17 protein-coding genes and 1 pseudogene are annotated in these 23,819 nt (G+C 71.8%); 16 read left to right on the top strand and 2 right to left on the bottom strand.

Features of this window, described 5'->3' with window-relative positions; translation table 11 throughout:
- Nucleotides 1-12: 12 nt before the first annotated feature.
- From ligA to ACZ418_RS26075, 14 genes and pseudogenes are all read left to right on the top strand, one after another.
- Complete coding sequence (gene ligA / locus ACZ418_RS26140) at nucleotides 13-2,205, top strand: NAD-dependent DNA ligase LigA (RefSeq protein ID WP_468367231.1); 2,193 nt, start codon at nucleotides 13-15, stop codon at nucleotides 2,203-2,205.
- A 262-nt stretch (nucleotides 2,206-2,467) separates the two neighbouring features.
- Nucleotides 2,468-4,717, top strand: coding sequence for a putative bifunctional diguanylate cyclase/phosphodiesterase (locus ACZ418_RS26135; RefSeq protein WP_468367228.1), 2,250 nt, complete (start codon nucleotides 2,468-2,470; stop codon nucleotides 4,715-4,717).
- A gap of 260 nt (nucleotides 4,718-4,977) precedes the next feature.
- Nucleotides 4,978-5,250: pseudogene (locus tag ACZ418_RS26130) on the top strand (DUF4267 domain-containing protein); the annotation flags it as partial.
- Between the two features lie 22 nt (nucleotides 5,251-5,272).
- On the top strand, nucleotides 5,273-5,767 hold the full coding sequence (locus ACZ418_RS26125) for a cupin domain-containing protein (protein ID WP_468367225.1): 495 nt from the start codon (nucleotides 5,273-5,275) through the stop codon (nucleotides 5,765-5,767).
- A 93-nt stretch (nucleotides 5,768-5,860) separates the two neighbouring features.
- Entirely contained in the window at nucleotides 5,861-6,157 is a 297-nt protein-coding gene (gatC, locus tag ACZ418_RS26120; protein ID WP_006130840.1) for an Asp-tRNA(Asn)/Glu-tRNA(Gln) amidotransferase subunit GatC, read from the top strand.
- Between the two features lie 5 nt (nucleotides 6,158-6,162).
- The gene (gene gatA / locus ACZ418_RS26115; protein ID WP_468367222.1) at nucleotides 6,163-7,662 is read left to right on the top strand and encodes an Asp-tRNA(Asn)/Glu-tRNA(Gln) amidotransferase subunit GatA; all 1,500 of its coding nucleotides are present in this window, start codon (nucleotides 6,163-6,165) and stop codon (nucleotides 7,660-7,662) included.
- The gene (locus ACZ418_RS26110) at nucleotides 7,659-7,901 is read left to right on the top strand and encodes a hypothetical protein (RefSeq protein ID WP_323377045.1); all 243 of its coding nucleotides are present in this window, start codon (nucleotides 7,659-7,661) and stop codon (nucleotides 7,899-7,901) included. Before gatA ends, ACZ418_RS26110 begins: the two co-directional genes overlap by 4 nt.
- Nucleotides 7,902-7,917: 16 nt before the next feature.
- Nucleotides 7,918-9,432, top strand: a complete 1,515-nt coding sequence (gene gatB / locus ACZ418_RS26105; RefSeq protein ID WP_468367219.1) for an Asp-tRNA(Asn)/Glu-tRNA(Gln) amidotransferase subunit GatB — start codon at nucleotides 7,918-7,920, stop codon at nucleotides 9,430-9,432.
- A 271-nt stretch (nucleotides 9,433-9,703) separates the two neighbouring features.
- Nucleotides 9,704-11,935 carry an MMPL family transporter gene (locus ACZ418_RS26100; RefSeq protein WP_468367217.1) on the top strand — a complete coding sequence of 744 codons (2,232 nt, stop codon included), beginning with the start codon at nucleotides 9,704-9,706 and terminating at the stop codon, nucleotides 11,933-11,935.
- Entirely contained in the window at nucleotides 11,913-12,488 is a 576-nt protein-coding gene (locus tag ACZ418_RS26095) for a GNAT family N-acetyltransferase (protein ID WP_468367214.1), read from the top strand. The genes ACZ418_RS26100 and ACZ418_RS26095 overlap by 23 nt, the downstream gene beginning before the upstream one ends.
- A gap of 35 nt (nucleotides 12,489-12,523) precedes the next feature.
- Nucleotides 12,524-13,102: a hypothetical protein gene (locus tag ACZ418_RS26090; RefSeq protein WP_468367211.1), complete on the top strand. Its 579-nt coding sequence runs from the start codon at nucleotides 12,524-12,526 to the stop codon at nucleotides 13,100-13,102.
- Between the two features lie 198 nt (nucleotides 13,103-13,300).
- Entirely contained in the window at nucleotides 13,301-13,492 is a 192-nt protein-coding gene (locus ACZ418_RS26085; protein WP_468367208.1) for a hypothetical protein, read from the top strand.
- Nucleotides 13,493-13,710: 218 nt separating this feature from the next.
- Nucleotides 13,711-16,752 carry a helix-turn-helix transcriptional regulator gene (locus ACZ418_RS26080; protein WP_468367206.1) on the top strand — a complete coding sequence of 1,014 codons (3,042 nt, stop codon included), beginning with the start codon at nucleotides 13,711-13,713 and terminating at the stop codon, nucleotides 16,750-16,752.
- A 49-nt stretch (nucleotides 16,753-16,801) separates the two neighbouring features.
- The gene (locus ACZ418_RS26075) at nucleotides 16,802-16,984 is read left to right on the top strand and encodes a DUF6191 domain-containing protein (RefSeq protein WP_468367203.1); all 183 of its coding nucleotides are present in this window, start codon (nucleotides 16,802-16,804) and stop codon (nucleotides 16,982-16,984) included.
- 7 nt (nucleotides 16,985-16,991) lie between these two features.
- On the opposite strand, the gene ACZ418_RS26070 is transcribed toward ACZ418_RS26075, so the two are convergent.
- On the bottom strand, nucleotides 16,992-18,143 hold the full coding sequence (locus ACZ418_RS26070; protein ID WP_468367421.1) for a PQQ-dependent sugar dehydrogenase: 1,152 nt from the start codon (nucleotides 18,141-18,143) through the stop codon (nucleotides 16,992-16,994).
- Nucleotides 18,144-18,258: 115 nt separating this feature from the next.
- A complete protein-coding gene (locus ACZ418_RS26065) occupies nucleotides 18,259-19,257 on the bottom strand; it encodes an aldo/keto reductase (protein WP_468367200.1) in 999 nt (332 codons plus the stop codon).
- A 76-nt stretch (nucleotides 19,258-19,333) separates the two neighbouring features.
- Here ACZ418_RS26065 and ACZ418_RS26060 point away from each other — a divergent pair, with 76 nt between their 5' ends.
- Nucleotides 19,334-20,275 carry a 2-hydroxyacid dehydrogenase gene (locus ACZ418_RS26060; RefSeq protein WP_468367198.1) on the top strand — a complete coding sequence of 314 codons (942 nt, stop codon included), beginning with the start codon at nucleotides 19,334-19,336 and terminating at the stop codon, nucleotides 20,273-20,275.
- 388 nt (nucleotides 20,276-20,663) lie between these two features.
- Entirely contained in the window at nucleotides 20,664-23,672 is a 3,009-nt protein-coding gene (locus tag ACZ418_RS26055) for an EAL domain-containing protein (protein ID WP_468367195.1), read from the top strand.
- Nucleotides 23,673-23,819: the final 147 nt, after the last annotated feature.

The following is a 23,819-nucleotide window of genomic DNA, read 5'->3' as shown; positions in this document are numbered from 1 at the left end:
GAGGACAACACGGTGGTCGGCGACAAGCAGCAGGCGGAGACGGCAGTGCCCGCCGAGGCACGTGACAGGCACGCGCAGCTCGCTGAGCAGATCGAGGAGCACCGCTTCCGGTACTACGTGAAGGACGCTCCCGTCATCAGCGACGCCGAGTTCGACAAGCTCCTGAAGACCCTGGAGTCCCTGGAGCAGCAGTATCCGGAGCTGCGCACCCCGGACTCGCCGACCCAGAAGGTCGCGGGGTCGTACGAGACGGAGTTCACCGCGGTCGAGCACCGCCAGCGCATGCTGTCGCTCGACAACACCTTCAACGACGAGGAGCTGGCCGCCTGGGCCGAGCGCATCGCGCGCGAACTCGGCGACCAGGACTACCACTTCCTGTGCGAGCTGAAGGTGGACGGTCTCGCGGTCAACCTCACCTACGAGAACGGTCGGCTCACCCGCGCGGCGACCCGCGGCGACGGCCGCACCGGCGAGGACATCACGCCCAACGTCCGTACGATCGCCGAGATCCCGGACCGCCTGGGGGGCGACAAGGTGCCCGACCTCGTGGAGATCCGCGGCGAGGTCTACTTCCCGATGGAGAAGTTCCTCGAACTGAACGAACGCCTGGTCGCCGCCGGTGACAAGCCGTTCGCCAACCCCCGCAACGCCGCCGCCGGTTCGCTGCGGCAGAAGGATCCGCGCGTCACCGCCACCCGCCCGCTGCACATGGTCGTCCACGGCATCGGCGCCCTGGAGGGCTTCAAGGGCCTGACCCGCCTCTCCCAGGCCTACGACCTGCTGAAGACCTGGGGCCTGCCCACCTCCCCGCACAACCGCGTGGTCGACGACCTCGACGGCGTACGCGAGTTCATCGCCCACTACGGCGAGAACCGCCACTCCGTGGAGCACGAGATCGACGGTGTCGTCGTCAAGCTGGACGAGATCCGCCTCCAGGGCCGCCTCGGCTCCACCGCGCGTGCGCCGCGCTGGGCGATCGCCTACAAGTACGCGCCGGAGGAGGTCAACACCAAGCTCGTCGACATCAAGGTGGGCGTCGGCCGCACCGGCCGGGTCACGCCGTACGCCCAGGTCGAGCCGGTCACGGTCGCGGGCAGCGAGGTGGAGTTCGCCACCCTGCACAACCAGGAGGTCGTCAAGGCCAAGGGCGTCCTCATCGGCGACACGGTCGTCCTCCGCAAGGCCGGTGACGTCATCCCGGAGATCCTCGGCCCGGTGGTCGACCTCAGGGACGGCAGCGAGCGCGAGTTCGTGATGCCGGGCGAGTGCCCCGAGTGCGGCACCCCGCTCAGGCCCATGAAGGAGGGCGACATCGACCTCCGCTGCCCCAATGGCCGTACGTGCCCGGCCCAGTTGCGCGAACGCGTCTCCTATCTCGCCGGCCGCGAGTGCCTGGACATCGAGCACTTCGGCGCGGTGGCCGCCGCCGCGCTCACCCGCCCGCTGGAGCCGGCCGACCCGCCGCTGGTGGACGAGGGCGACCTGTTCGACCTGACGGTGGAGAAACTGCTGCCGATCAAGGCCTATGTGCTCGACCCCGACAGCGGTCTGCCCAAGCGGGACCCCAAGACGGGCGAGGAGAAGGTCGTCACGGTCTTCGCCAACCAGAAGGGCGAGCCGAAGAAGAACACCCTCGCGCTGCTGGAGAACATCGAGGCGGCCAAGTCCCGCCCGCTGGCGCGCTTCCTGAACGGACTGTCCATCCGGCACGTCGGACCGGTCGCAGCGCAGGCCCTCGCCCGCGAGTTCCGCTCCATCGACCGCATCGAACAAGCCACCGAGGAAGAGCTCGCGACCACCGACGGCGTCGGCCCGATCATCGCCGCCGCGCTCAAGGAGTGGTTCGCCGAGGACTGGCACCGCGAGATCGTCCGCAAGTGGAAGGCCGCCGGAGTTCCGCTGGAGGACGCCTCGACCGGCGAGGACGAGGGCCCGCGCCCGCTGGAGGGGCTCACGGTCGTCGTCACCGGCACGCTGGAGAACTTCACCCGCGACGGCGCGAAGGAGGCACTGCAGAGCCGGGGCGCGAAGGTGACCGGATCGGTTTCGAAGAAGACCTCGTTCGTCGTTGTGGGTGACAACCCGGGATCGAAGTACGACAAAGCCATGCAATTGAAGGTTCCGGTCCTGAACGAGGACGGTTTCGGCGTCCTCTTGGAGCAGGGCCCCGAAGCCGCGGCGGAAGTCGCGCTTCCGACCGAGTAGTAGCGGTTGAAGGCCACCCGATCGGCGCATATCAGTTGCATACGGGTGGCCCGGGCGCTTTCGGGCGACCGTCGACGACCGGTGCCCGTGGAAGCCTTCCGCGGCCTACTGTTGAGATGTGCACCTGCCGTGCCCAGCTGCGGTTGGGGCATCCCCGTGCGCTTCCGGCGTGCGAGGAAGGTTTCTTCAACGCGGAGCCGCTGATGGCTGTCGGACATCGGGCCGCGTGGCGTGGGCACCGCCGGCTGTGAGAGGGACGGGAATGGAACCGACCGAGAGCGTCGCCCCGGACTCACGGCTGCGTCTGCGCCGGCGCGCGTGCACCTGGCGGGCGACCCGGTGGACGGGGCGGGCCCAAGGGCGTACCGGGCGTACGGGCGGTCAGGCCCGCGCGGCCGGACCGGGCACCGCCACCGACGCCCACCCGCCCATACCCGTGGCCATCGCGCCCGCCCCCGCCCTGACCGGCGCCGACCCCGAACGGCGCCTGTCCTGGCCCACCCTGCCCGCGGCCGTCGTGGCCGCCGCCGCGTTCGTCCTCGGCGCCGGCTTCTACCGCGCCTTCAGCGGCCACCACGCCCTCTTCCCGAGCGGCACCGTCGGCTGGGCCCTGGCCCTCCTCACCGGTGTCATCGTCGGCCACCTCGTGATGCTGGGCCGCGCCCGCTGGTGGCGCGGGACAGGCTCCGGCGCAGCCCTCACCCTCGCCGTGCTGCTGCTCTACGGCTGGGTGCCGGCCGGCATGGTCAGCCTCACCGTCGTCGTCCTGGTCGGCATCGCCCGGCGCCACCACTGGCGGCAGGGCGTGCTGCACGGCGCGGTGGACATCCTCGGCATCGGCGTCGGCGCGCTGCTGCTCGGCCTGTTCGGCCGCGTCCCGAGCGTCGAGACGCCCTGGCGGCCCGGCAGCTGGAGCTTCGCGGCCGCGCCCGAGGTGATTCTCGCCGCCGTCGCCTACCTCGCCGTCAGCCGCGGCCTGCAGTGGTACCTGTACGCCCCGCGCGGCGGCGGACTGCCCACCGTGGCCCGCACCGCCCTGGTGAGACAGGGCCTGGTCGCCGTCGCGCTGCTCGGCATCGCACCGCTGCTGTGCGTCGTCGCCGACGCCCAGCCGGTGCTGCTCCCGCTGTTCGCCATCCCGCTCATCACCCTGGACTCCACCCTGTGGATGGCCCGCGCGCGTGCCGAGGAGCAACTGCGCGACCCGCTGACCGGGCTGCCCAACCGGCAGTGGCTGCTGGAGCGGATCTGGACGGCCCTCGACGACGCCGAACGCATCGGCGCCCGCTCCGCCCTCATGCTGATCGACCTCGACCGTTTCCGGTCGGTGAACGACACCCTCGGTCATCTCGCCGGTGACCGGCTGCTGCTCCAGATCGCCGACCGGCTGCGGCTCGCCCTGCCGCGCGGAGCGGAGGCCGCGCGGCTCGGCGGCGACGAGTTCGCCGTGTTACTGCCCGTGGCCGACTCCACGACCTCGGCCACCCGTGTCGCCCGCGGCCTGGTCGCCGCGCTCAGCTCCCCGCTGGACCTCGACGGGCTCACCCTCGTCCTGGAGGCCAGCGCCGGTGTGGCCGTCTTCCCCGACCACGCGCTGGACGCCGAAGGGCTGCTGCGGCGCGCCGATGTGGCGATGTACCAGGCGAAGAGGGACCGTACGGGCGTCGAGGTGTACGAGTCCAAGCGGGACTCCAACACCCCGGACCGGCTCGGTCTGCTGGGCGATCTGCGCCGGGCACTGGACGCGCACGAGGTGCAGTTGCACTACCAGCCCAAGGTCCGCTTCGACGGTCAGGTCGCCGGCCTGGAGGCGCTGGTGCGCTGGGTGCATCCCGAGCGCGGGAAGGTTCCGCCGGACGAGTTCATAGCGATCGCCGAGTCCTCCGGGCTGATGCCCCATCTGACGGAGTACGTCCTGGAGACCGCGCTCGGGCAGGTCGCCAAGTGGCGCGCCCAGGGGCTGCGGGTCCCGGTCGCCGTGAACGTCTCCCCGCGCGATGTCCACACGCCCGGGTTCGCGGGGTCGGTCGCCGCGCGGCTGGCCCGGCACGGGGTTCCCGCGGGGGCCTTGCAGCTGGAGATAACGGAGCATGTGCTGCTGGAGGATCCGCAGCGGGCCGCGGACACCCTGGCGGGGCTGACCGGGCACGGCGTGAAGATGTCGCTGGACGACTTCGGCACCGGGTACTCGTCGCTGGTGCATCTGCGGAGGCTGCCGGTGAGCGAGCTGAAGATCGACCGGTCTTTCGTGGCGCGGCTGGCTGTGGACACCGAGGATGCGGAGATCGTGCGGTGCACGGTGGATCTGGCGCATTCGTTGGGGTTGCTCGTCGTCGCCGAGGGGGTGGAGGACGACGAGACGTGGGAGCGGTTGCGGGATCTCGGGTGTGACGCGGTGCAGGGATGGCTCGTTGCTGCGGCGATGCCGCCCGAGGAGACGACGGCGTGGTTGCGGGCACGGGGGTCTCGGGGGTGGCAGAGGCCCCGTGCGGCTCTGCCGGCCGCCGAGTAGCTTTCCCGCCCGCCCGTGCAACTCGCGCGCACGCGGCGGAGCCGCACATCGACACGGCCCCGCGCCCGTGGGCTTCGGGGGTTGCTGTCAGCTTCCCGTGAAGTGGGCGATCAGCAGGAGCGGGCGGTTGCCGACCAGCCCGCGTCTGGTCACCGCGGCCGTCATGATCAGTCGCTTACGCTCCGCTCGTTCGCGCTCCTGGCGCATGCCAGAAATCGAGCAGCGCTAGCCGATCTGTCGATGCTCTGCCGCGGCCATGCTACGGCGTCCCGGCCGACCCCAGCGGCGACGCCGGCGCCTACCCGTCGATCAAGGGCCTCAGGGACGGCACCCGCGGGCTGCTGGGCCTGGTCCTGCCGGCCGCCGCCGGTGCCCGTGCCGAGGCGTGGTTCACGGTGTGCGTGGCACTCGTCCCGTTCGTCGACACCCTGACAGTCCTGCGCCACGGCGGGACGAAGGCGGTCGCGGTCGGCATCCACTTCGCCACCGCGATCGTCGTACTGATCAGCGCCGGACTGCTCTTCGCGGTCTGACCACAACACAAGGGGACGCATCATGTCGCTGTTCGTGCCCAAGTTCGACGACTCCGTGATCGTGCGCGGCGCCGAGGCCGAAGTGGTCGGGGGCGCACCCGTCGGCGTGCAGCTGCTGGCCGACAAGAGTGCGACCGGAGGGGCGCTGTCCACCGTGCGCGTCACCCTGGCCGAGGGGGCCGACGGCGCACGGCCCCACCTCCACCACAGCGGGGCGGAGATGTTCTACCTGCTCGACGGGTGTGCCGAGATCCTCTCCGGTGACGACATCGTGACCGCGGAACGCGGTGATCTCGTCGTCGTCCCGCCGGAGAAACCGCACGCCTTCGCCGCCGTCCCGGAGGCCACGGCGGACATCCTCATCGTCTTCGCCCCGGGCATCGAGCGCTTCGAGTACTTCCGCCACCTGCAGCGCATCCGCCTCGGCGAGGCCACCCCGGAGAGCATCCTCGAGGTGCAGGACCGGTACGACAACCACTTCCTCAAGAGCGAGGTCTGGGAGAACCGCCGGGGCTGACGCGCGCGGGGTGGGGAAACCGTTTCACGGCCACCCCGCCCCGCCCCATAGGATTGAGCCCAAACCACACGCACTCACCCAGAGGATCGCTGCATGCCTGGCATCACGCGCGAGGAGGTCGCCCACCTCGCCCGGCTGGCGCGTCTGGAGCTGAAGCCCGAAGAACTCGACCACTTCGCGGGACAGCTGGACGACATCATCGGCGCGGTCGCCCGCGTCAGCGAGGTCGCCGACCAAGACGTACCGCCGACCTCGCACCCGCTGCCGCTGACGAACGTCATGCGCGCGGACGAGGTCCGTCCCTCGCTCACCCCCGAGCAGGCGCTCTCCGGCGCCCCGGCACAGGAGCAGCAGCGTTTCAAGGTGCCGCAGATCCTGGGGGAGGAGTGACCGCCATGACGGACAGCAACATCATCAAGCTCACCGCCGCGCAGATCGCCGAGAAGATCGCCTCCGGCGAGCTCACGGCCGTCGAGGTCACCGAGGCCCACCTCGCCCGGATCGAGGCCGTCGACGAGAAGGTGCACGCCTTCCTGTACATCGACCGCGAGGGCGCCCTCGCCCAGGCCCGTGCCGTGGACGAGAAGCGGGAGCGCGGGGAGAAGCTCGGCCCCCTCGCCGGCGTGCCCCTCGCGCTCAAGGACATCTTCACCACCGAGGGCATCCCCACGACCGTCGGTTCGAAGATCCTGGAAGGGTGGATTCCGCCGTACGACGCCACCCTCACCAAGAAGCTGAAGGCCGCTGACGTCGTCATCCTCGGCAAGACCAACATGGACGAGTTCGCCATGGGGTCCTCCACCGAGAACAGCGCCTACGGGCCGACCGGCAACCCCTGGGACCTCACCAGGATCCCCGGCGGCTCCGGCGGTGGATCGAGCGCCGCGCTCGCCTCCTTCCAGGCGCCCCTCGCCATCGGCACCGACACCGGCGGCTCCATCCGCCAGCCGGCCGCCGTCACCGGCACGGTCGGCGTCAAGCCGACGTACGGCGCGGTGTCCCGCTACGGCATGGTGGCCTTCTCCTCCTCCCTCGACCAGGGCGGCCCCTGCGCCCGTACGGTCCTGGACGCGGCGCTGCTGCACGAGGTCATCGCTGGGCACGACCCGATGGACTCCACCTCCATCGACGCCCCGGTCCCCCCGGTCGTCGAGGCCGCCCGCAACGGCAGCGTGCAGGGCATGCGGGTCGGCGTGGTCAAGCAGTTCCGCGGCGAGGGCTACCAGGCCGGAGTCATCCAGCGCTTCGACGAGTCGGTCGAGCTGCTGAAGGAGCTGGGCGCCGAGATCGTCGAGCTGGACTGCCCGTCCTTCGACCTCGCCCTGTCGGCGTACTACCTGATCGCCCCGTCCGAGTGCTCCTCCAACCTCGCCCGCTTCGACGGCCTGCGCTACGGCCTGCGGGCCGGCGACGACGGCAGCCACTCGGCCGAGGAGGTCACCTCCCTCACCCGCGAGGCCGGCTTCGGTCCCGAGGTCAAGCGCCGCATCATGCTCGGCACCTATGCGCTGTCGAGCGGCTACTACGACGCCTACTACGGTTCCGCCCAGAAGGTCCGCACGCTCATCACGCGCGACTTCGAGAAGGCCTTCGAGCAGGTCGACGTCATCGTCTCGCCGACGACCCCGACCACAGCCTTCCCGATCGGCGAGCGTGCCGACGACCCGATGGCGATGTACCTCGCGGACCTGTGCACCATCCCGACCAACCTGGCGGGCAACGCGGCCATGTCCCTGCCCTGCGGTCTCGCCCCGGAGGACAACCTCCCGGTGGGCCTGCAGATCATCGCCCCCGCGATGCAGGACGACCGCCTGTACAAGGTGGGCGCCGCCGTCGAGGCCGCCTTCGTGGAAAAGTGGGGTCACCCGCTGCTGGAGGAGGCTCCGTCGCTGTGAGCAAGGCACTGTCCAAGGCCAAGGGCTTCAAGAAGTCCAAGTCCGGTACGTACCTGTCCATGGCCACCACCGCGTTCGGCGCGGTCGGTGTCGCCAAGCAGATCAAGAAGGCCCGCGCCGAGCACGACACGCTGCGGCTGATCGACGCCACGGTCTCGGCCGTGGCGATCGTGACCGGCCTCGCGATCCTCTACCGCGAGCTGAAGCGGCTGGGCGACGACGACGTCCTGCTGGGCTGAGAGGGAAGTTTTCACCGTGACCATCACGACCGACCTGGTGTCGTACGAGGACGCGCTGGCGTCGTACGACCCCGTCATGGGCCTTGAGGTCCATGTCGAACTCGGCACCAAGACCAAGATGTTCTGCGGCTGTTCGACGGCGCTCGGCGCCGAGCCGAACACCCAGACCTGCCCCGTCTGCCTCGGCCTGCCCGGCGCGCTCCCGGTCATGAACAAGACCGGCGTCGAGTCCGCGATCAAGATCGGTCTCGCGCTGAACTGCGAGATCGCCGAGTGGTGCCGCTTCGCCCGGAAGAACTACTTCTATCCGGACATGCCGAAGAACTTCCAGACCTCCCAGTACGACGAGCCGATCGCCTTCAACGGCTACCTCGACGTGCAGCTGGAGGACGGCGAGACCTTCCGCGTGGAGATCGAGCGCGCCCACATGGAGGAGGACACCGGAAAGTCCACCCATGTGGGTGGCGCGACCGGTCGAATCCATGGCGCCTTGCACTCGCTCCTGGACTACAACCGCGCCGGCATCCCGCTCATCGAGATCGTCACCAAGCCGATCGTCGGCGCCGGCGAGCGCGCCCCCGAGGTCGCGAAGGCGTACGTCCGTGAGCTGCGCGAGCTCATCCGTGCCCTCGGCGTGTCCGAGGCCCGCATGGAGATGGGCCAGATGCGCTGCGACGTCAACCTGTCGCTGATGCCGAAGGGTGCCGAGAAGTTCGGCACCCGCTCGGAGACGAAGAACGTCAACTCGCTGCGGTCCGTGGAGCGCGCGGTGCGCTTTGAGATCCAGCGGCACGCGGCGGTCCTCGGCGACGGCGGTTCCATCGTCCAGGAGACCCGCCACTTCCACGAGGACACGGGGTCCACGACCTCGGGCCGGGTGAAGGAGGAGGCCGAGGACTACCGGTACTTCCCGGAGCCCGACCTGGTGCCGGTCGCGCCCACGCGCGAGTGGGTCGAGGAGATCCGCGCCGCGCTGCCCGAGCTGCCGCTGGCCCGCCGCACCCGGCTGCTCGCCGAGTGGGGCATCTCCGCCACCGACATGCAGGCGATCATCAACGCCGGTGCGCTGGACCTGATCGTCGCCACGATCGACGCCGGTGCCGACGCCGCCTCCGCCCGCAAGTGGTGGATGGGCGAACTGGCGCGCAGCGCCAACGAGTCCGGCAAGGCGCTGGACGAGCTGGCGATCACGCCCGCGCAGGTGGCCCGGGTCACCGAGCTGGTCGCGAAGGGTGACCTGAACGACAAGCTGGCCCGCCAGGTCATCGAGGGTGTCCTCGCGGGCGAGGGCACCCCGGACGAGGTCGTCGACAAGCGCGGTCTGAAGGTCGTCTCCGACGAGGGCGCGCTGACCGCCGCCGTCGACGAGGCGATCGCCGGCAACCCGGGCATCGCTGACAAGATCCGCGGCGGCAAGGTGGCCGCGGCCGGCGCCCTGGTCGGCGCGGTCATGAAGGCGACCCGGGGTCAGGCCGACGCGGCCCGCGTCAAGGAGCTGATCCTTCAGAAGCTGGGCGTCAGCGAGGGCTGAGCGGCACCGCGGAACGATCCCGAGGGGCAGTACACCGAACCTGGTGTACTGCCCCTTGCTCGCTTACAAAAACCTTATGAGGCGACAGAGTTCGCCGGAGTGTCCTGTGATGTCGCTCCCACTCCTGTGAATAAGCCCACGATCACGACAAACGATCATTTTCGCCTGCAAGAGTGTCCTGCGATTGCTCATGCGTTCTTTGCGGGCTGTTCAGTTTATGGACGATCGTTCCCGGTCAAAGATCCACAAATCATCTCCTGGGAGCACGTCCGTGGCAGACCTCGCCCGTTGGTGTGTCCGGCATCGGCTGATAGCCGTGCTGCTGTGGCTCCTCGCCTTCGGCGGGGTCACCGCGGCCGCCGCCGTGGCCGGTTCGTCGTACTCGAACGCCTACGACGTCCCCGGCACCCAGGCCGGCCGCGCCGCGCAGCTGCTCAAGGAGGGTTTCCCGGGCCTGGGCGGGGACAGCGACACCGTCGTCTGGCACACCGGCGCCGGTACCGTCCGCTCCGCCGGCGTCGAGCAGACCATGACCCACACCCTGGACCGGATCGCCTCGCTGCCCGGCGTGGCCTCCGTGACCGGCCCGTACGGCCGCCAGGGCGCGCACCGCATCAGCGACGACGGCCGTACGGCCTTCGCCACCGTCACCTTCACGCAGGAGGCCGAGCACATCGGCAAGGCCGAGGCGCAGGCCGTGGTGCGCACCGCCAAGGCCGCCGAGGGCCGCGGGCTCCAGGTGGAGCTGGGTGGCAGCGCCATCGGGCTCACCGCGTCCCCCCGCGCGCACACGGCCGAGGTGGTCGGCGTGCTCGTCGCGGCCGTCGTGCTGTTCCTCGCCTTCGGCTCGCTCGCCGCCTCGGCCCTGCCCATCGCCACCGCCCTGATCGGCGTCGGCACCGCCTACTCCGGCATCGGGCTGCTCGGGCACGCCATGACGGTCGCCGACTTCGCACCCATGCTCGGCATGCTCATCGGCCTCGGTGTCGGCATCGACTACGCGCTGTTCATCGTCACCAGACACCGGCGCGGACTGAAACGCGGCCTGAGCGTCACCGAGGCCGCCGTGAACGCCGTGGCCACCACCGGACGCGCGGTCGTCTTCGCGGGTGCGACGGTGTGCATCGCCCTGCTGGGAATGCTGATACTGCGGCTGAGCTTCCTCAACGGCGTCGCCGTGGCCGCCTCGTTGACGGTCCTGCTCACCGTCGCGGCCTCCGTCACCCTGCTGCCCGCCCTGCTGTCGTACATCGGCCCGCGGGCCCTCAGCCGCCGCGAGCGGCGCCGGCTCGCCGAGCATGGGCCGCGTCCGGAGCTGCCCACCGGTCTCGCCGCCCGCTGGTCGGCACTCGTCGAACGCCACCCCAAGCTGCTCGGCTCGCTCGCCGTCGCCGTCATCGCCCTGCTCGCCCTGCCCACCCTCTCCCTCCACCTCGGCACCTCCGACCAGGGCAACGACCCGCGCACCGCCACCACCCGCAAGGCCTACGACCTGCTCGCCGAGGGCTTCGGCCCCGGAGTGAACGGACCGCTCACCCTCGTCACCCGGGTGGACGGCGCCGACGACAGGCTCGCCCTGGACAACCTCGACGAGACCCTGCGCACCACCCGGGGCGTCGCCGCCGTCACCCCGGCCACCTACGCCGCCGGAGGCGGCACCGCCTACCTCACCGTCGTCCCCGACTCCGCGCCGCAGTCACAGCAGACCAGCGACCTCGTGGACCGGCTGCGCACCAAGGTGCTGCCGCGCGCCGAGACCGGCACCTCCCTGGACATCCAGGTCGGCGGGGTCACCGCCGGCTACGACGACTTCGCGGGTGTGATCGTCGGCAAACTGCCGCTGTTCGTCGGCGCGGTCATCGGGCTCGGCTGCCTTCTGCTGCTCGTCGCGTTCCGCTCGCTCGGCATCCCGCTGAAGGCCGCCGTGATGAACATCGCCGCCGTGGCCGCCGCGTTCGGCATCGTCGTCGCCGTCTTCCAGTGGGGCTGGGGCAGCGAACTGCTCGGCCTCGGCCGGGCCGGCCCCATCGAGCCCTTCCTCCCCGTGATCATGGTGTCGGTGCTCTTCGGACTCTCCATGGACTACCAGGTCTTCCTGGTCAGCCGGATGTACGAGGAGTGGCTGGAGACCGGCGACAACCGGCGTGCCGTCCGCGTGGGCCTCGCCGAGACCAGCCGGGTCATCAACTCCGCCGCGGTCATCATGATCTCGGTCTTCCTCGCCTTCGTGCTCAGCGGCGACCGCGTGATCGCCATGTTCGGCATCGCGCTCGCCTCCGCCGTAGCCCTGGACGCCTTCGTCCTGCGCACCCTCCTCGTGCCCGCGCTGATGCATCTGCTCGGCGCCGCCAACTGGTGGCTGCCCGCCTGGCTGGAGCAGCGCCTGCCCCGCGTCAGCATCGAGCCGCCCGAGTGCCGCGCCGCCCATGAGAGGCTCGGCAGGGTCTCGGTGGAGGAACTGCGGAAGGAAGAGCAGCGCGATGTACGCGATATCCCTGGGTGACGACGGCGCCGAGCTGCGGCCCCTGGAGGTCTGGCACGCCGAGGAGCTCCTCGCCAACATCGACCGGGGGCGGGAGTTCATCGGCCGGCACATCGGGCTGCCGGACGTGATCACCGACCTGGACTCGGCCCGCGCCTACCTGAAGTCCTACGCCGACAAGCGCGGCGCCGACGCCGGCAGCCTGCACGGCATCTGGCTGGACGGGAAGCTGGTCGGCGGTCTGCTGTTCCGGGTGTGGGACACCCCGAGCGGGGTGTGCGAGGCCGGCTGCTGGCTGGAGCCCGCGGCGGCCGGGCGCGGGCTGGTCACGCGGGGCGTGCGGGTGCTGCTGGACTGGGCCTTCGAGGAGCGCGGCATGCACCGCGTGGAATGGCAGGTGTCCGCCGCCAACGAGCCCAGCATCAACGTGGCCCGCCGGCTCGGCATGACCCGCGAGGGCGTGCTCCGCGAGAACTACGCGCACCGGGGTGTGCGCACCAGCACCGAGATCTGGTCGGTGCTGGCCCCCGAATGGCGTACGGCACGCGCGCGTACCGCACACAACGATCATTAAGACACCTCTCAGACAGGGCCCGTACGGTGCCGGGCATGGCTACCAGGACAGAGGAAGGCGCCACGGCCGACACCGAGGCGCAGAGCGACGAGACGGCGGTGGAGGCCGCCAGCACCGAGGAGGACACCGCGCGGGCGGAGGCTCTCGAGGAGCACTCCGGGCAGGCGGACACCGAGGAGGAATCCGCCGGTGAGCAGGAACCCGCGCAGGAGAAGGTGCCCTCCGGGGTCGGCCAGGGCGCTGGTGCCGTCGTGTCCGCCGCGCTGGGCTTCGTCTCGCTCAGCGGTGGCTGGATCGGCACCGTCGCGGGCGCCCGCGAGCAGCTCGTCGGCCAGCTGCGCACCTCCTCCACCGCGAGCGTCGCCACCCAGATCAAGGCGGTCTACGGCAACGCCTGGCACAGCACCGCCCTGTGGGCCGGCCTGTTCGCGCTGGCCGCCCTGCTCACCGGTGTCGTCGTGCTCGCCCGGCCCGCCTTCGGCGCCCCGGGCCGCCCACAGGCGCCCTGGATCAAGTCGGTCGCGTGGGCCGGCGTCTCGCTCGGGGTCATCGGCCTGCTGCTGGCCGTCCTGAAGTACTCCGACGCCCTGCTCGCCCTGCCCTCGACCGGCTGAGAACCCGCAGGCCCCAGGGGCCTTAGGGAATCCGAGAGCACCTTACGGACTCCCTAAGGCCCCTTACGCGCGCGCGTGCGGCCCCTACGCCGCCCGAAGATGCGGAACTCTCCCGATGTGGCGCACCCCCCTGGGAGACGAAGGTGGAGGCATCGCAGAAAGCGACGCACGACACCGACTCTCCTCGAAGGACACGTCATGATCGAGATCGAGTACCACAAGATGCGCTCCGCCCAGCTGATCCACGAGGCCGAGCAGCGGCGCCTGGCCCGCGAGGTCGCGCGGGCCCGTCGCGCGGCCCGCCGTGAGGGGGCCGCCGGCCGTGACGGCGCGGTCGCCGAGTCCCATACCGACCGGCCCCGTCGGCACCGGATCCCGCGCACCGCGTGAGCACCGGAGCGACGGACGGGGCCGGAACGGACGCGGCTGGAACGGAGGGTGGCCGTACGGGGGTCGGCCGCCTTCCGGACCGTCCGGACCAGGGTCGTACGACTGCCCATCCCGGTCGTACGACCCTTCCGTCTGTTGCTACGACCGCCCCGCCCACCGGTACGACGATCGCACCAGAGCTGTGGAAAACCGCTGCCCTGCCGTCCGGACCTCGTGCAATGCTCGGGCCCGTGGAGACCAGGTCCGTCAGTCCCGTGTTCGTCGGCCGCACCGACGAGCTGGACACCTTGAACGACGCGCTCGCCCGCGCCCGCGCCGGCGAGCCCCAGGCGCTGCTGCTCGGCGGCGAGGCGGGGGTCGGCAAGACCCGCCTCGTCGAGGAGTTCGCCACGGCCGTCGGCCCGCACGCGGTCGTCGCCGTCGGCGGCTGTGTGGAGATCGGCGCCGACGGGCTGCCGTTCGCACCCTTCTCCACCGCGCTGCGCGCCCTGCGCGACGCCCTGCCCGAGGAGTTCGCCGCCGCCGCCCACGGGCAGGAGGACGAACTGGCCCGCCTCCTGCCCGACCTGGGCGAGGCCGGCGCCGGCCGCCACGACGAGCAGGGCATGGCCCGCCTGTTCGAACTCACCGCCCGACTGCTGGAACGGGTCGCGGACGAGCACCCGGTCGTGCTCGTCCTGGAGGACCTGCACTGGGCCGACGCCTCCACCCGCCACCTCCTCGCCTACCTCTTCCGGACCCTGCGCGCAGGCAAGCTCCTCGTCCTCGCCAGCTACCGCTCCGACGACATCCACCGCCGCCATCCACTGCGCCCCCTGCTCGCCGAACTCGACCGGCTGCGCACCGTCCGCCGCATCGAACTCGCCCGCTTCACCCGCGAGGAGGTGGGCCGCCAGATCGCCGGCATCCTCGCCGCCGAACCCGACCCCGCACAGGTCGACGAGATCTTCGAACGCTCCGACGGCAACGCCTTCTTCGTCGAGGAACTCGCCGTCGCCGCCTGCGACGGCTGCTGCACCGGCCTCTCCGACTCCCTGCGCGACCTGCTCCTGGTCCGGGTCGAGGCGCTGCCGGAGAGCGCCCAGCGGGTCGCCCGGATCGTCGCCGAGGGCGGCTCCACCGTGGAGTACCGGCTGATCGCCGCCGTCGCCCAGCTCGGCGAGGACGACCTCATCGAGGCGCTGCGAGCTGCCGTCGGCGCCAACATCCTCACCGTCACCCCGGCCGGCGACGGTTACCGCTTCCGGCACTCCCTGGTCCGCGAGGCCGTCGCCGACGACCTGCTGCCCGGCGAACGCTCCCGGCTCAACCGCCGCTACGCCGAGGCCCTGGAGGCCGATCCCACGCTCGTCCCGGCCGACGCCCGCGTGATGCGCCTGGCCAGCTACTGGTACCACGCACACGATGCCGCCAAGGCCCTGCCCGCCGTCCTGGACGCCTCCGTCGTGGCCCGCCGCCGACACGCCTACACCGAGCAACTCGGGCTCCTGGAGCGGGCGATGGAGCTGTGGGACAGCGTCCCGGAGGAGGTGCGCTCCGCCCTGCGCCCCGTCGACTACACCGAGGTCTACCCTCCGTGCGGCTGCGACCCGGCCACCGCACCGCTGCGCTATCTCGACCTGATGGCCGAGGCGGCGGTCGCGGGCCGCTTCGGCGGGGAACGCGAACGCGCGCTGAAGATCACCAAGCGGGCACTGCGCCTCCTCGAGGACGAGCCGGACCCCCTGCGCGCCGCCTGGTTCTGGGTGCAGCGCTCCCGGCTCGTCCAGGCACTGGCCCGCGGTGACGGCTGGCAGGAACTGGCCACCGCCCAGGACCTGGTGCGCGGCCTGCCGCCGTCCGAGGTGCACGCCGAGGTGCTGGCGCTCGCCGCCGGCTGGTCCATGCTGCACCGGCCCGGAGGCGAGGCCTTCGCCGCCGCCGAGCGGGCCGTGGAGTACGCGCGCATGGTCGGCGCCCGCGACATCGAACTGCACGCCCGCCTCACCCTCGGCGGCCTCAAGGTGGACGCGGGCGACACCGAGACCGGCCTGGCGGAGATGCGGCAGGTGCTGCGGGACACCCTCGCGGAGGGTATGCACTATGTCGCGGGCCGCGCCTATGTGAACCTGCCGTCCGAGCTGCAGAGCATCGGCCGTGACCGGGAGGCCGTCCCCCTCCTGCGCGAGGGCATCGCCTTCGCCCGCGCCCACGGGCAGCTGGACGCCGAGTCATGGATGCGGGGCAACCTGTCGGAGGCGCTCTACTCGCTCGGCGAATGGGCGGAGGCCGCCGAGACCGCCGGCCACGCGACCCGGGTCGGCCACAGTGCCAAGCCGCGCGGCCAGGGCGCCCTGCGCCTGGCCCATCTCGCCCTGGCCCGGGGCGATCTCGCCGAGGCGAGCCGCCAACTCGCCGCCGCCCGCGCCCACTACGGCACCCACGACCCCATGCCCCAGCTCTCCCTGCCCCTGGCCCGGGTCGCCCTCGGTGTCGCCGCCGAGGAGGGCCGTATCGCCGACGCCCGTGCCGAACTGCTCCGGGCCCTGGACGCCGGATTCCCACCCGGCACCCAGCGCTACGGCTGGCCGCTGCTGCGGGCCGCCGCCACCGCCGAGGCCGAGGCCCGCACCCTGCCCGCCGCCCAGCCCGGCCGCGCCGAGATCCTCGACCGCCTGCGCGAAGCCGTGCGCGGTCTCACCACCGGCGTCCCGCTCTGGCAGGCGTACGACCAGTGGACGCGCGCCGAGCTGCGCCGCGCGGAGGGCATGGACACCGCCGACGACTGGTCACCCGTCGTCACCGCCTTCGAGTGCCTGGACCGCCCCTATGAGCTCGCCCGGGTCCGCCACCGCCTCGCCGGAGCACTCCTGGCCGACGGCGGCGACGACGAACGCGACCGTGCGGTGGAACTGCTCCGGCTGGCCGCCGCCGTCGCCGCCCACCTCGACGCCCACTCGCTCGCCGACGCCGTCGCCCGGCTCGCCCAGCGCGCCCGCCTCACTCTGACCCGCGCACCCCGGCAGGCCCTCGCCTCCGCCGACCCGGCCGCGGCCCTCGGGCTCACCAGCCGGGAGCGGGACGTCCTGCGCCTGGTCTCGGCGGGCCGCACCAACCGTCAGATCGCCGAGGAGCTGTTCATCTCCCCGAAGACCGCGAGCGTCCACGTCTCCAACATCCTGAGCAAGCTCGGCGTCGCCGGCCGGGGTGAGGCGGCGGCGATGGCGCACCGGCTGGGGCTGTTCCCGGCCGAGACGCTCACTGCCGGAAGCGCGGGTTGAGACCTACGCTGGAGAAAAGCCGCAAGGGGGAGAAAGCGGGGGAGGGGCCGTGTTCAACGCCTTCGAGGAACTGTTCGCACCCAGCCGCAAACACACCCGGGACGAACAGAACCGCCTGGAGCTGACCCGCGAGGACGTCGGCGACAACGACCCCGGACGGGGCCCGATAGACCTGTCCTCCGGGAAGGCGGTCATACGACTGCCGCAGCCACCACCGGCCGACGACGAGTAGGCCCCGCTCACCGCACCTCCACCTCCAGCACCCGGTCGTCGCCCTTCCTCGGCCGGCCCCGGCCGTCCGTGTTGCTCGTCACCAGCCATGCCTTGTCGCCGCCCGCCGCGACCACCGTGCGCAGCCGGCCGTACTGTCCGGTGAGGAAGGCCTGCGGTGCCGCCGAGGCCGCCGTGCCCTTGAGCGGGATGCGCCACAGGCGCCGGCCCTTCAGGCCCGCCATCCAGATCACGCCCTTGACACAGGCGATGCCGCTGGGGGAGGCGTCGTCGGTGTGCCACTGGGCCATCGGGTTCTGGAAGGCGGGGTCCGAGGACCTGCCCTCGGCCTTCGGCCAGCCGTAGTTCGCGCCCGGCTTGATCGCGTTCAGCTCGTCCCAGGTGTCCTGGCCGAACTCCGAGGCGAACAGGCGTTGTCTGTCGTCCCAGGCCAGGCCCTGGACGTTGCGGTGGCCGTAGGAGTACACCGGGGAGTCGGGGAACGGGTTGCCCGGGGCCGGTTCGCCCTCCGGGGTCAGGCGCAGAATCTTGCCGCCCAGGGACTTCCTGTCCTGGGCCAAGTCCCGCTCGCCGCTCTCGCCCGTGCCCGCGTAGAGCATGCCGTCCGGGCCGAACGCGATCCGGCCGCCGTTGTGGACCACGCCCTTGGGTATGCCCTTGAACACCGTGTCCGGAGCGCCCAGTTGCTCGCCGGGCGGCTTCCGCTCGTCGTACAGCATGCGGACGATGCGGTTGTCCGAGGCCGAGGTGAAGTAGGCGTAGATCATGTGGTCCGAGGCGTAGTCGGGGGACAGGGCGATGCCCAGCAGACCGCCCTCGCCGGCCGGGGAGACTCCGGAGACCGTGCCCAGTTCGGTCTTGCGGCCCGTCTTCTCGTCGATCCGGATGATCGTGCCGTCGTCCCGGGAGGAGACCAGCAGGCCGCCGTCGGGCAGCGGGGCCAGCCCCCACGGTGTCTTCAGGCCCTCGGCCACGGTGCGCAGCACCTTCACCGAGCCCGTGGCCGGCGCTGCCGACTCGGTAACGCGGCCGGAGGGGGCCGCGCCGGGCGCCGTACCGGTGGCCGTCGTCCTCCCCGGAGGGCCGACCAGGGGTCCCCCTCCGCCCGAGGAGCAGCCGGCCGTCAGCAGGAGGGCGGCCACGGCGAACACGGCCGGCACAGCTCGTCGTTGCACGATCACGGTCCCTTCGAGGCGGTCGTCCAGCACCAGGTGCAAGTTCTCATACACCGCCCACCCGGGTTCCCGCCCCGGCACTACCGATCCCGGGAGGCCCTCAGTCCCAGGACCCCTGCGCCGCCGGCAGCTGTGACACCTCCGCGAGGTCCTCCCCGGTCAGGCGCAGGGTGCCCGCCGCCGCGTTCTCCAGGGCCCAGCGCTCGTGCTTCGCGCCCGGAAGGGCGATCACATGGCGGCCCTGTGCCAGGACCCAGGCCAGGGCCACCTGGGCCGGGGTGACGTGCTCGCCGTGGCGGCGGGCGATGCGGCGCAGGCCCGCGACGATCGGCTGGTTGGCCGCCATCATCTCGGCCGTGAAACGGGGATGGCGGGCCCGCAGATCGTCCGGTTCGAAGCCCTCGCCGGGGGTCAGTGTGCCGGTCAGGAAGCCGTTGCCCAGCGGCATCGCCGCGAGGAGACCCACGCCCCGCGCCTCGCACCACGGCAGCAGCCCCTGGAGCGCCTCCGGCGACCACACCGACAGCTCCGCCTCCACCGCGGCCACCGGGAACACCTGCTGCACCCGCTGCAACTGCCGCAACGTACCGTCGTGCAGCCCCGCCCCGGAGCGGCGGCCGCCGCGCGCGCCCACCGCGCACAGGCCCAGTGCCCGCACCTTGCCCGCCCGCACCAGCTCGGCCATCGCGCCCCAGGTCTCCTCGACAGGCACCTCGGGGTCGGCGCGGTGCAGCTGGTAGAGGTCGATCACGTCCGTCTGGAGGCGGCGCAGGGAGGCGTCGCAGGCCCGCTTCACGTACCCGGGGCGGCCGTTGGCCACGATGTGCTGCTCACCCACCAGCAGCCCCACCTTCGTGGACACGAAGGCGTCCGCGCGCCGCTCCTTCAGCACCCGGCCCAGCAGCAGCTCATTGGTGAACGGGCCGTACATGTCCGCCGTGTCCAGGAGGGTCGAGCCCAGGTCCAGCGCCCGGTGCACGGTCCTGAGCGATTCGTCGCCCCGCTGCCGCGACCCGCTGTACGCCCAGCTCATCGGCATGCACCCGAGTCCGACGGCCCCCACCGCGAGTGCACCCGCGCCGATCGTCCTGCGCTCCACCTGCTCGTGAACCTCCCTCTGCCCGGACCCCAACCTAACCTCTGCACGCGCGCGTACCTGACATAGCCTCCTTGCCATGAGTGCACAGGTGTGGCTTCCCATAGCGCCGGAGGAGATCGAGGGGCTTCCCGAGGGGCCCCGGTACCTGTTCTGGGACGGCGGCGAGGAGTTCCCGGCCGACCCGGCCGACTGCTCCTTCTACGTCGTGCCCTACATGAAGCCCGTCGGGGTCGGTGTGCGCCCGCTGCCGGAGATGGCCTCCGTCGAGGTCGTACAGACGCTGTCGGCCGGCATCGACCATGTGCAGCGGGGCCTGCACCTCCTGCGGCCGGGCGTGCGGCTGTGCAACGCGCGCGGGGTGCACGAGGCGAGCACCGCCGAGCTGACCCTGACCCTGGTCCTCGCCTCGCTGCGCGGCATCCCGGACTTCGTACGGGCCCAGGAGCGCGGCGAGTGGCTCGGCGGGTTCCGGCCGGCGCTCGCCGACAAGTCCGTCCTCATCGTCGGCTACGGCTCCATCGGCGCCGCCATCGAAGACCGGCTCGCGCCTTTTGAGGTCGCGCGGGTGGCGCGCGTCGCGCGCTCCGAGCGCACCACGGCGCGCGGTCTGGTGCATCCGCTCACCGAATTGCCTTCTTTGCTTCCACACGCCGATGTCGTGATCCTTTCCACGCCCTTGACGGAGCAGACACGGGGGCTGGTCGACGCCGAGTTCCTCGCCCGGATGAAGGACGGGGCGCTGCTCGTGAACGTTGCGCGCGGCCCCGTCGTCGACACGAAGGCGCTGCTCGCGGAGCTGGAGAGCGGCCGCGTCAGCGCGGCCCTGGACGTCACCGACCCCGAGCCGCTGCCGCCCGGACACCCGCTCTGGCAGGCCCCCGGCGTGCTCATCACCCCGCACGTGGGCGGACCCACCTCCGCCTTCCTGCCGCGAGCCAAGCGGCTGCTCGTGGACCAGTTGACCCGGTTCGTGAACCACGAGCCCCTGAAGAACGTGATCCTGACGACGGGCGCGTAATCCTCCCGGTCGGCACCCTCCGCAACCCTTCGGATGCGGCCCGTACCCGCATCCCCGCTGGTCGTCACGGAGCGTAGAGAAGCTATGTCCCTGAGTGACGATCCTGGTGTATCGTCCCGGACAGGGGCTGCGCCGCCTACCGTTCGGCGCCGGGGATGGACATTTCAGATTTGTGAGGGGGGCGACGGGCGATGCACGGCCTATGGACGAACGATCCGACGCGGCGGAGCCGTCGACGGCGGCCCTGGCGCACGGCCGCGAGCAGACGCGGCCACCACAGCAGCCATCACAGCCACCAGCAGCGCAGGCACAGCGGCCGCAGGAGGCATGCGCACCCAGCACACCGGGACCGTCGGGACTCGGGAGCTGCGCTCACCGGGAGGCCCCGGTGAGCGCGCCGCCCTCGGTGACGACCGCCCTCGACGCAGCCGTGCGCGCACCGCATCCGCAGCAGGCTCCGCCGCGCCGGCCGGCCGCCGGTGAACGCACGCGCACTGTTCAGCAACTCGTTCTCGCCCTGGTCTGCGCGGCCTACGCCGTCGGGGCCGCGTTCGACTGGGGTACGGACGAAGTGGCACTGATCATGGGCGACTTCGGGCTGAGCGCCGGGGCGGGCACCGCCGCGGTCTCGTGCTTCCTGTACGCCCGCAGCCGGCGCGTCCGCTTCCGCTCGGCCTGGCTGCTGTTCGCCCTCTCCTCCGCGATGGCGGCCCTCGGCAACGCGGTCTGGGGCTGGTACGAGGTCGTCCTCGGCCGGCCGGTGCCCAGCCCGTCCTACGCGGACCTGTTCTTCCTGTGCTTCGCCCCGCCGGCCATCGTGGGCCTGCTGGTGCTCGCCAAGCGGCCGATGACCAAGGCCGGCTGGATCTGCCTGGCGCTGGACGCCTGGCTGATCGGCGGCTCGCTGCTCACGCTGTCCTGGAGCCTGGCGCTCGCCCAGGCGGCCCGGTTCGACGGACCGAGCGTGGCGCACACCGCGCTGTCGCTGGCGTACCCGCTGCTCGACATCGCGCTCGTCAGCATGGTGCTCGCGCTGCACTTCCGCCGCACCCCGGGCAACCGCACCGCGGTGAACACGGCGATCGGCGCGCTCGCCCTGACCGTGATGTGCGACGCGCTGTTCACCTCGCCGCTGCTGCACAGCAGTTACCGCTCCGGGCAGCTGCTGGACGCAGGCTGGTTCGCCGGTTCGCTGCTGCTCGCCTACGCCCCCTGGGCCGCACCCCGCCGCAAGGGCACAGCGGAGGCGCACGTGCCGGACGGGCACACGCGCGTGGTCCACGAGCACGTGCCCGGACAGCGCGGCACCGGCCACCACCACGTGTCCGTGCCCGCCCCGGGAGGTGATCACAGCCGGTATCCGGCCGGCCGGCCGCTCACCGGCTCCCTCGCCGCCCTCACCCCGTACCTCGCCGCCGCCGTGTGCACCCTGGGCATCCTGTACAACGTCCTCAACGGGCGCCGACCCGACCATGTCGTGCTGATCACCGCGGGCGCCGTCGTGCTCGCGCTCGTCATCCGGCAGGGCATCATGCTGCTGGACAACATCAACATGACCCAGGAACTGGCGCAGAAGGAGAACCACTTCCGCTCCCTGGTGCAGGGCTCCAGCGACGTGATCATGATCGCCGCGCCCAACGGCGTCCTGCGGTACGTCTCCCCGGCCGCCGCCGGGGTCTACGGCCGCCCCGCCGAGGAACTGGTGGGCACGGAACTGGCCGGCCTCATCCACCCGGAGGACCTGGGCTGCGTGGTGCACGAGGTGCGCCGCTTCCTCGCCGCCAGCCCCGTGGAGGAACCCACCACCCGCATCGAGTGCCGCTTCCGGTCCGGCGACGGCGGCTGGCTCAACGTCGAGTCGACCGTCAACCGCCACCACGGCGGCCTGATCTTCAACAGCCGGGACGTGACCGAGCGCGTCCGTCTGCAGGCGCAGCTGCAGCACAACGCCGAGCACGACCCGCTGACCGACCTGCCCAACCGCGCGCTGTTCACGCGGCGCGTGCAGCAGGCCCTGTCCGGCCGCCGCGCCACCGACCGGGGCGCCGCCCTGCGGGGCACGGCCGTGCTCTTCATCGACCTGGACGGCTTCAAGGCCGTCAACGACACGATCGGGCACCAGGCCGGGGACGAGCTGCTCGTCCAGGCCGCCCGCAGACTCCAGGACGCGGTCCGGCAGGGGGACACCGCGTCCCGGCTGGGCGGCGACGAGTTCGCGGCCCTGATCGTCGGCGACGGCACCCGGGAGCGTGCCGCCCGGGAGCGGAACATCCTGGAACTCGCCGACCGCCTCAGGGCGACCCTCTCCCAGCCGTACGCGATCGACGGCAGCGATGTCAGGGTCAACGCCTCCATCGGCGTCGCCTTCGCCGAACCGGGCCTCGGCGCGGGCGAGCTGCTGCGCAACGCCGACCTCGCGATGTACCGCGCGAAAGCGGCCGGAAAGGGCCGGGTCGAGCTGTACAAGCCGCAGATGCAGCAGGACGTCGTACGCAAGGCGGAGCTGGCCACCCGGCTGCGTGCCGCACTGCACGACGGCGAGTTCGTCCTGCTGCACCAGCCGGTGGTCTGCCTGGAGGGCGGCCGGATCACGGCGGTGTCGGCGCAGGCGCGCTGGCGCTCCTCACAGGGGGTGCTGTTCACCCCCGCCGAGTTCCTGCGGGTGACCGAGGACGGCGACAAGACCGCCGAGCTGGACCGCTGGATCCTGCAGGAGGCCGTCGAGCAGGCCGCCGAGCGGGCCGCGACCGGGACCGTCGTACCGGTGGCCGTCCGGATGAGCGCCCGGCAGCTGCTGGACCGCTCGATGCCGCTCGGCTCCGTGGAGGCGCTGCTGACCCGGCACGGGCTGCCGCCCGGCGCGCTGCTCCTGGAGCTGTCCGACACCGATCCGCGGGTCTCCCTGGACGAGCTGGAGCGGCGGTTGACCGCGCTCAGCCGGCTCGGGGTGCGGATCGCGCTGGACGGCCTCGGCAGCGGCTACGCGGCCATCACCGCGCTCAGAAGGCTCCCGGTGGACATCCTGAAAGTCGACCGCAGTCTGGTCGAGGGCGTCGTGGAGTCCGCGCGGCTGCACAAGATCACCAGCGGTCTGCTGCGGATCGCCGGCGATCTCGGGCTGCAGTCCGTGGCCGAGGGCGTGGACCTGCCGGAGCAGGTCGTCGCGCTGCGCGCGATGGGCTGCACGCACGGGCAGGGCATGGCGTTCGCGGGGCCGCTGGACGAGTACCGGCTGCGCCGGGCGCTCGGATCCGGCCACTTCCCGGTGCCGCACGCACCGGCCGAGCCGGCGTTCGCGGGCAAGGGTGCGGGGGTGTACACAGGGGGTGTGTCCGCTGTCATCGGAGGCGGCAGTGCCCTTCGTTCACATTCTGAGACTCCCGTCCCACCCACTTGACACGTGGTGCGCGTCGGGGGGAGGGTCAGTGCCATGCGCACCCGAATTCTCGTACTTGGACAGCGCGTCGGCTGAGCTGGGACCCACCGGAGGACGATCCGGAAACCCCAGCGACCTCACCGGCGCGCTCCCCTCGCTTGCCTTGCG

The sequence above is a fragment of the Streptomyces sp. NPDC030820 genome (assembly GCF_055572075.1).
The sequence above is the reverse complement of the archived record's forward strand: the minus strand, read 5'-3'. Positions and strand labels throughout refer to the sequence as shown.

What these genes read in the sequence shown, in the direction of transcription:
- ACZ418_RS26085 (WP_468367208.1), top strand. Translation starts at nt 13,301, where the DNA reads ATGATCGAGATCGAGTACCACAAGATGCGCTCCGCCCAGCTGATCCAC.
- ACZ418_RS26095 (WP_468367214.1), top strand. Translation starts at nt 11,913, where the DNA reads ATGTACGCGATATCCCTGGGTGACGACGGCGCCGAGCTGCGGCCCCTG.
- ACZ418_RS26125 (WP_468367225.1), top strand. Translation starts at nt 5,273, where the DNA reads ATGTCGCTGTTCGTGCCCAAGTTCGACGACTCCGTGATCGTGCGCGGC.
- ACZ418_RS26080 (WP_468367206.1), top strand. Translation starts at nt 13,711, where the DNA reads ATGCTCGGGCCCGTGGAGACCAGGTCCGTCAGTCCCGTGTTCGTCGGC.
- ACZ418_RS26060 (WP_468367198.1), top strand. Translation starts at nt 19,334, where the DNA reads ATGAGTGCACAGGTGTGGCTTCCCATAGCGCCGGAGGAGATCGAGGGG.
- ACZ418_RS26090 (WP_468367211.1), top strand. Translation starts at nt 12,524, where the DNA reads ATGGCTACCAGGACAGAGGAAGGCGCCACGGCCGACACCGAGGCGCAG.
- gatC (WP_006130840.1), top strand. Translation starts at nt 5,861, where the DNA reads ATGCCTGGCATCACGCGCGAGGAGGTCGCCCACCTCGCCCGGCTGGCG.
- ACZ418_RS26135 (WP_468367228.1), top strand. Translation starts at nt 2,468, where the DNA reads ATGGAACCGACCGAGAGCGTCGCCCCGGACTCACGGCTGCGTCTGCGC.
- gatA (WP_468367222.1), top strand. Translation starts at nt 6,163, where the DNA reads ATGACGGACAGCAACATCATCAAGCTCACCGCCGCGCAGATCGCCGAG.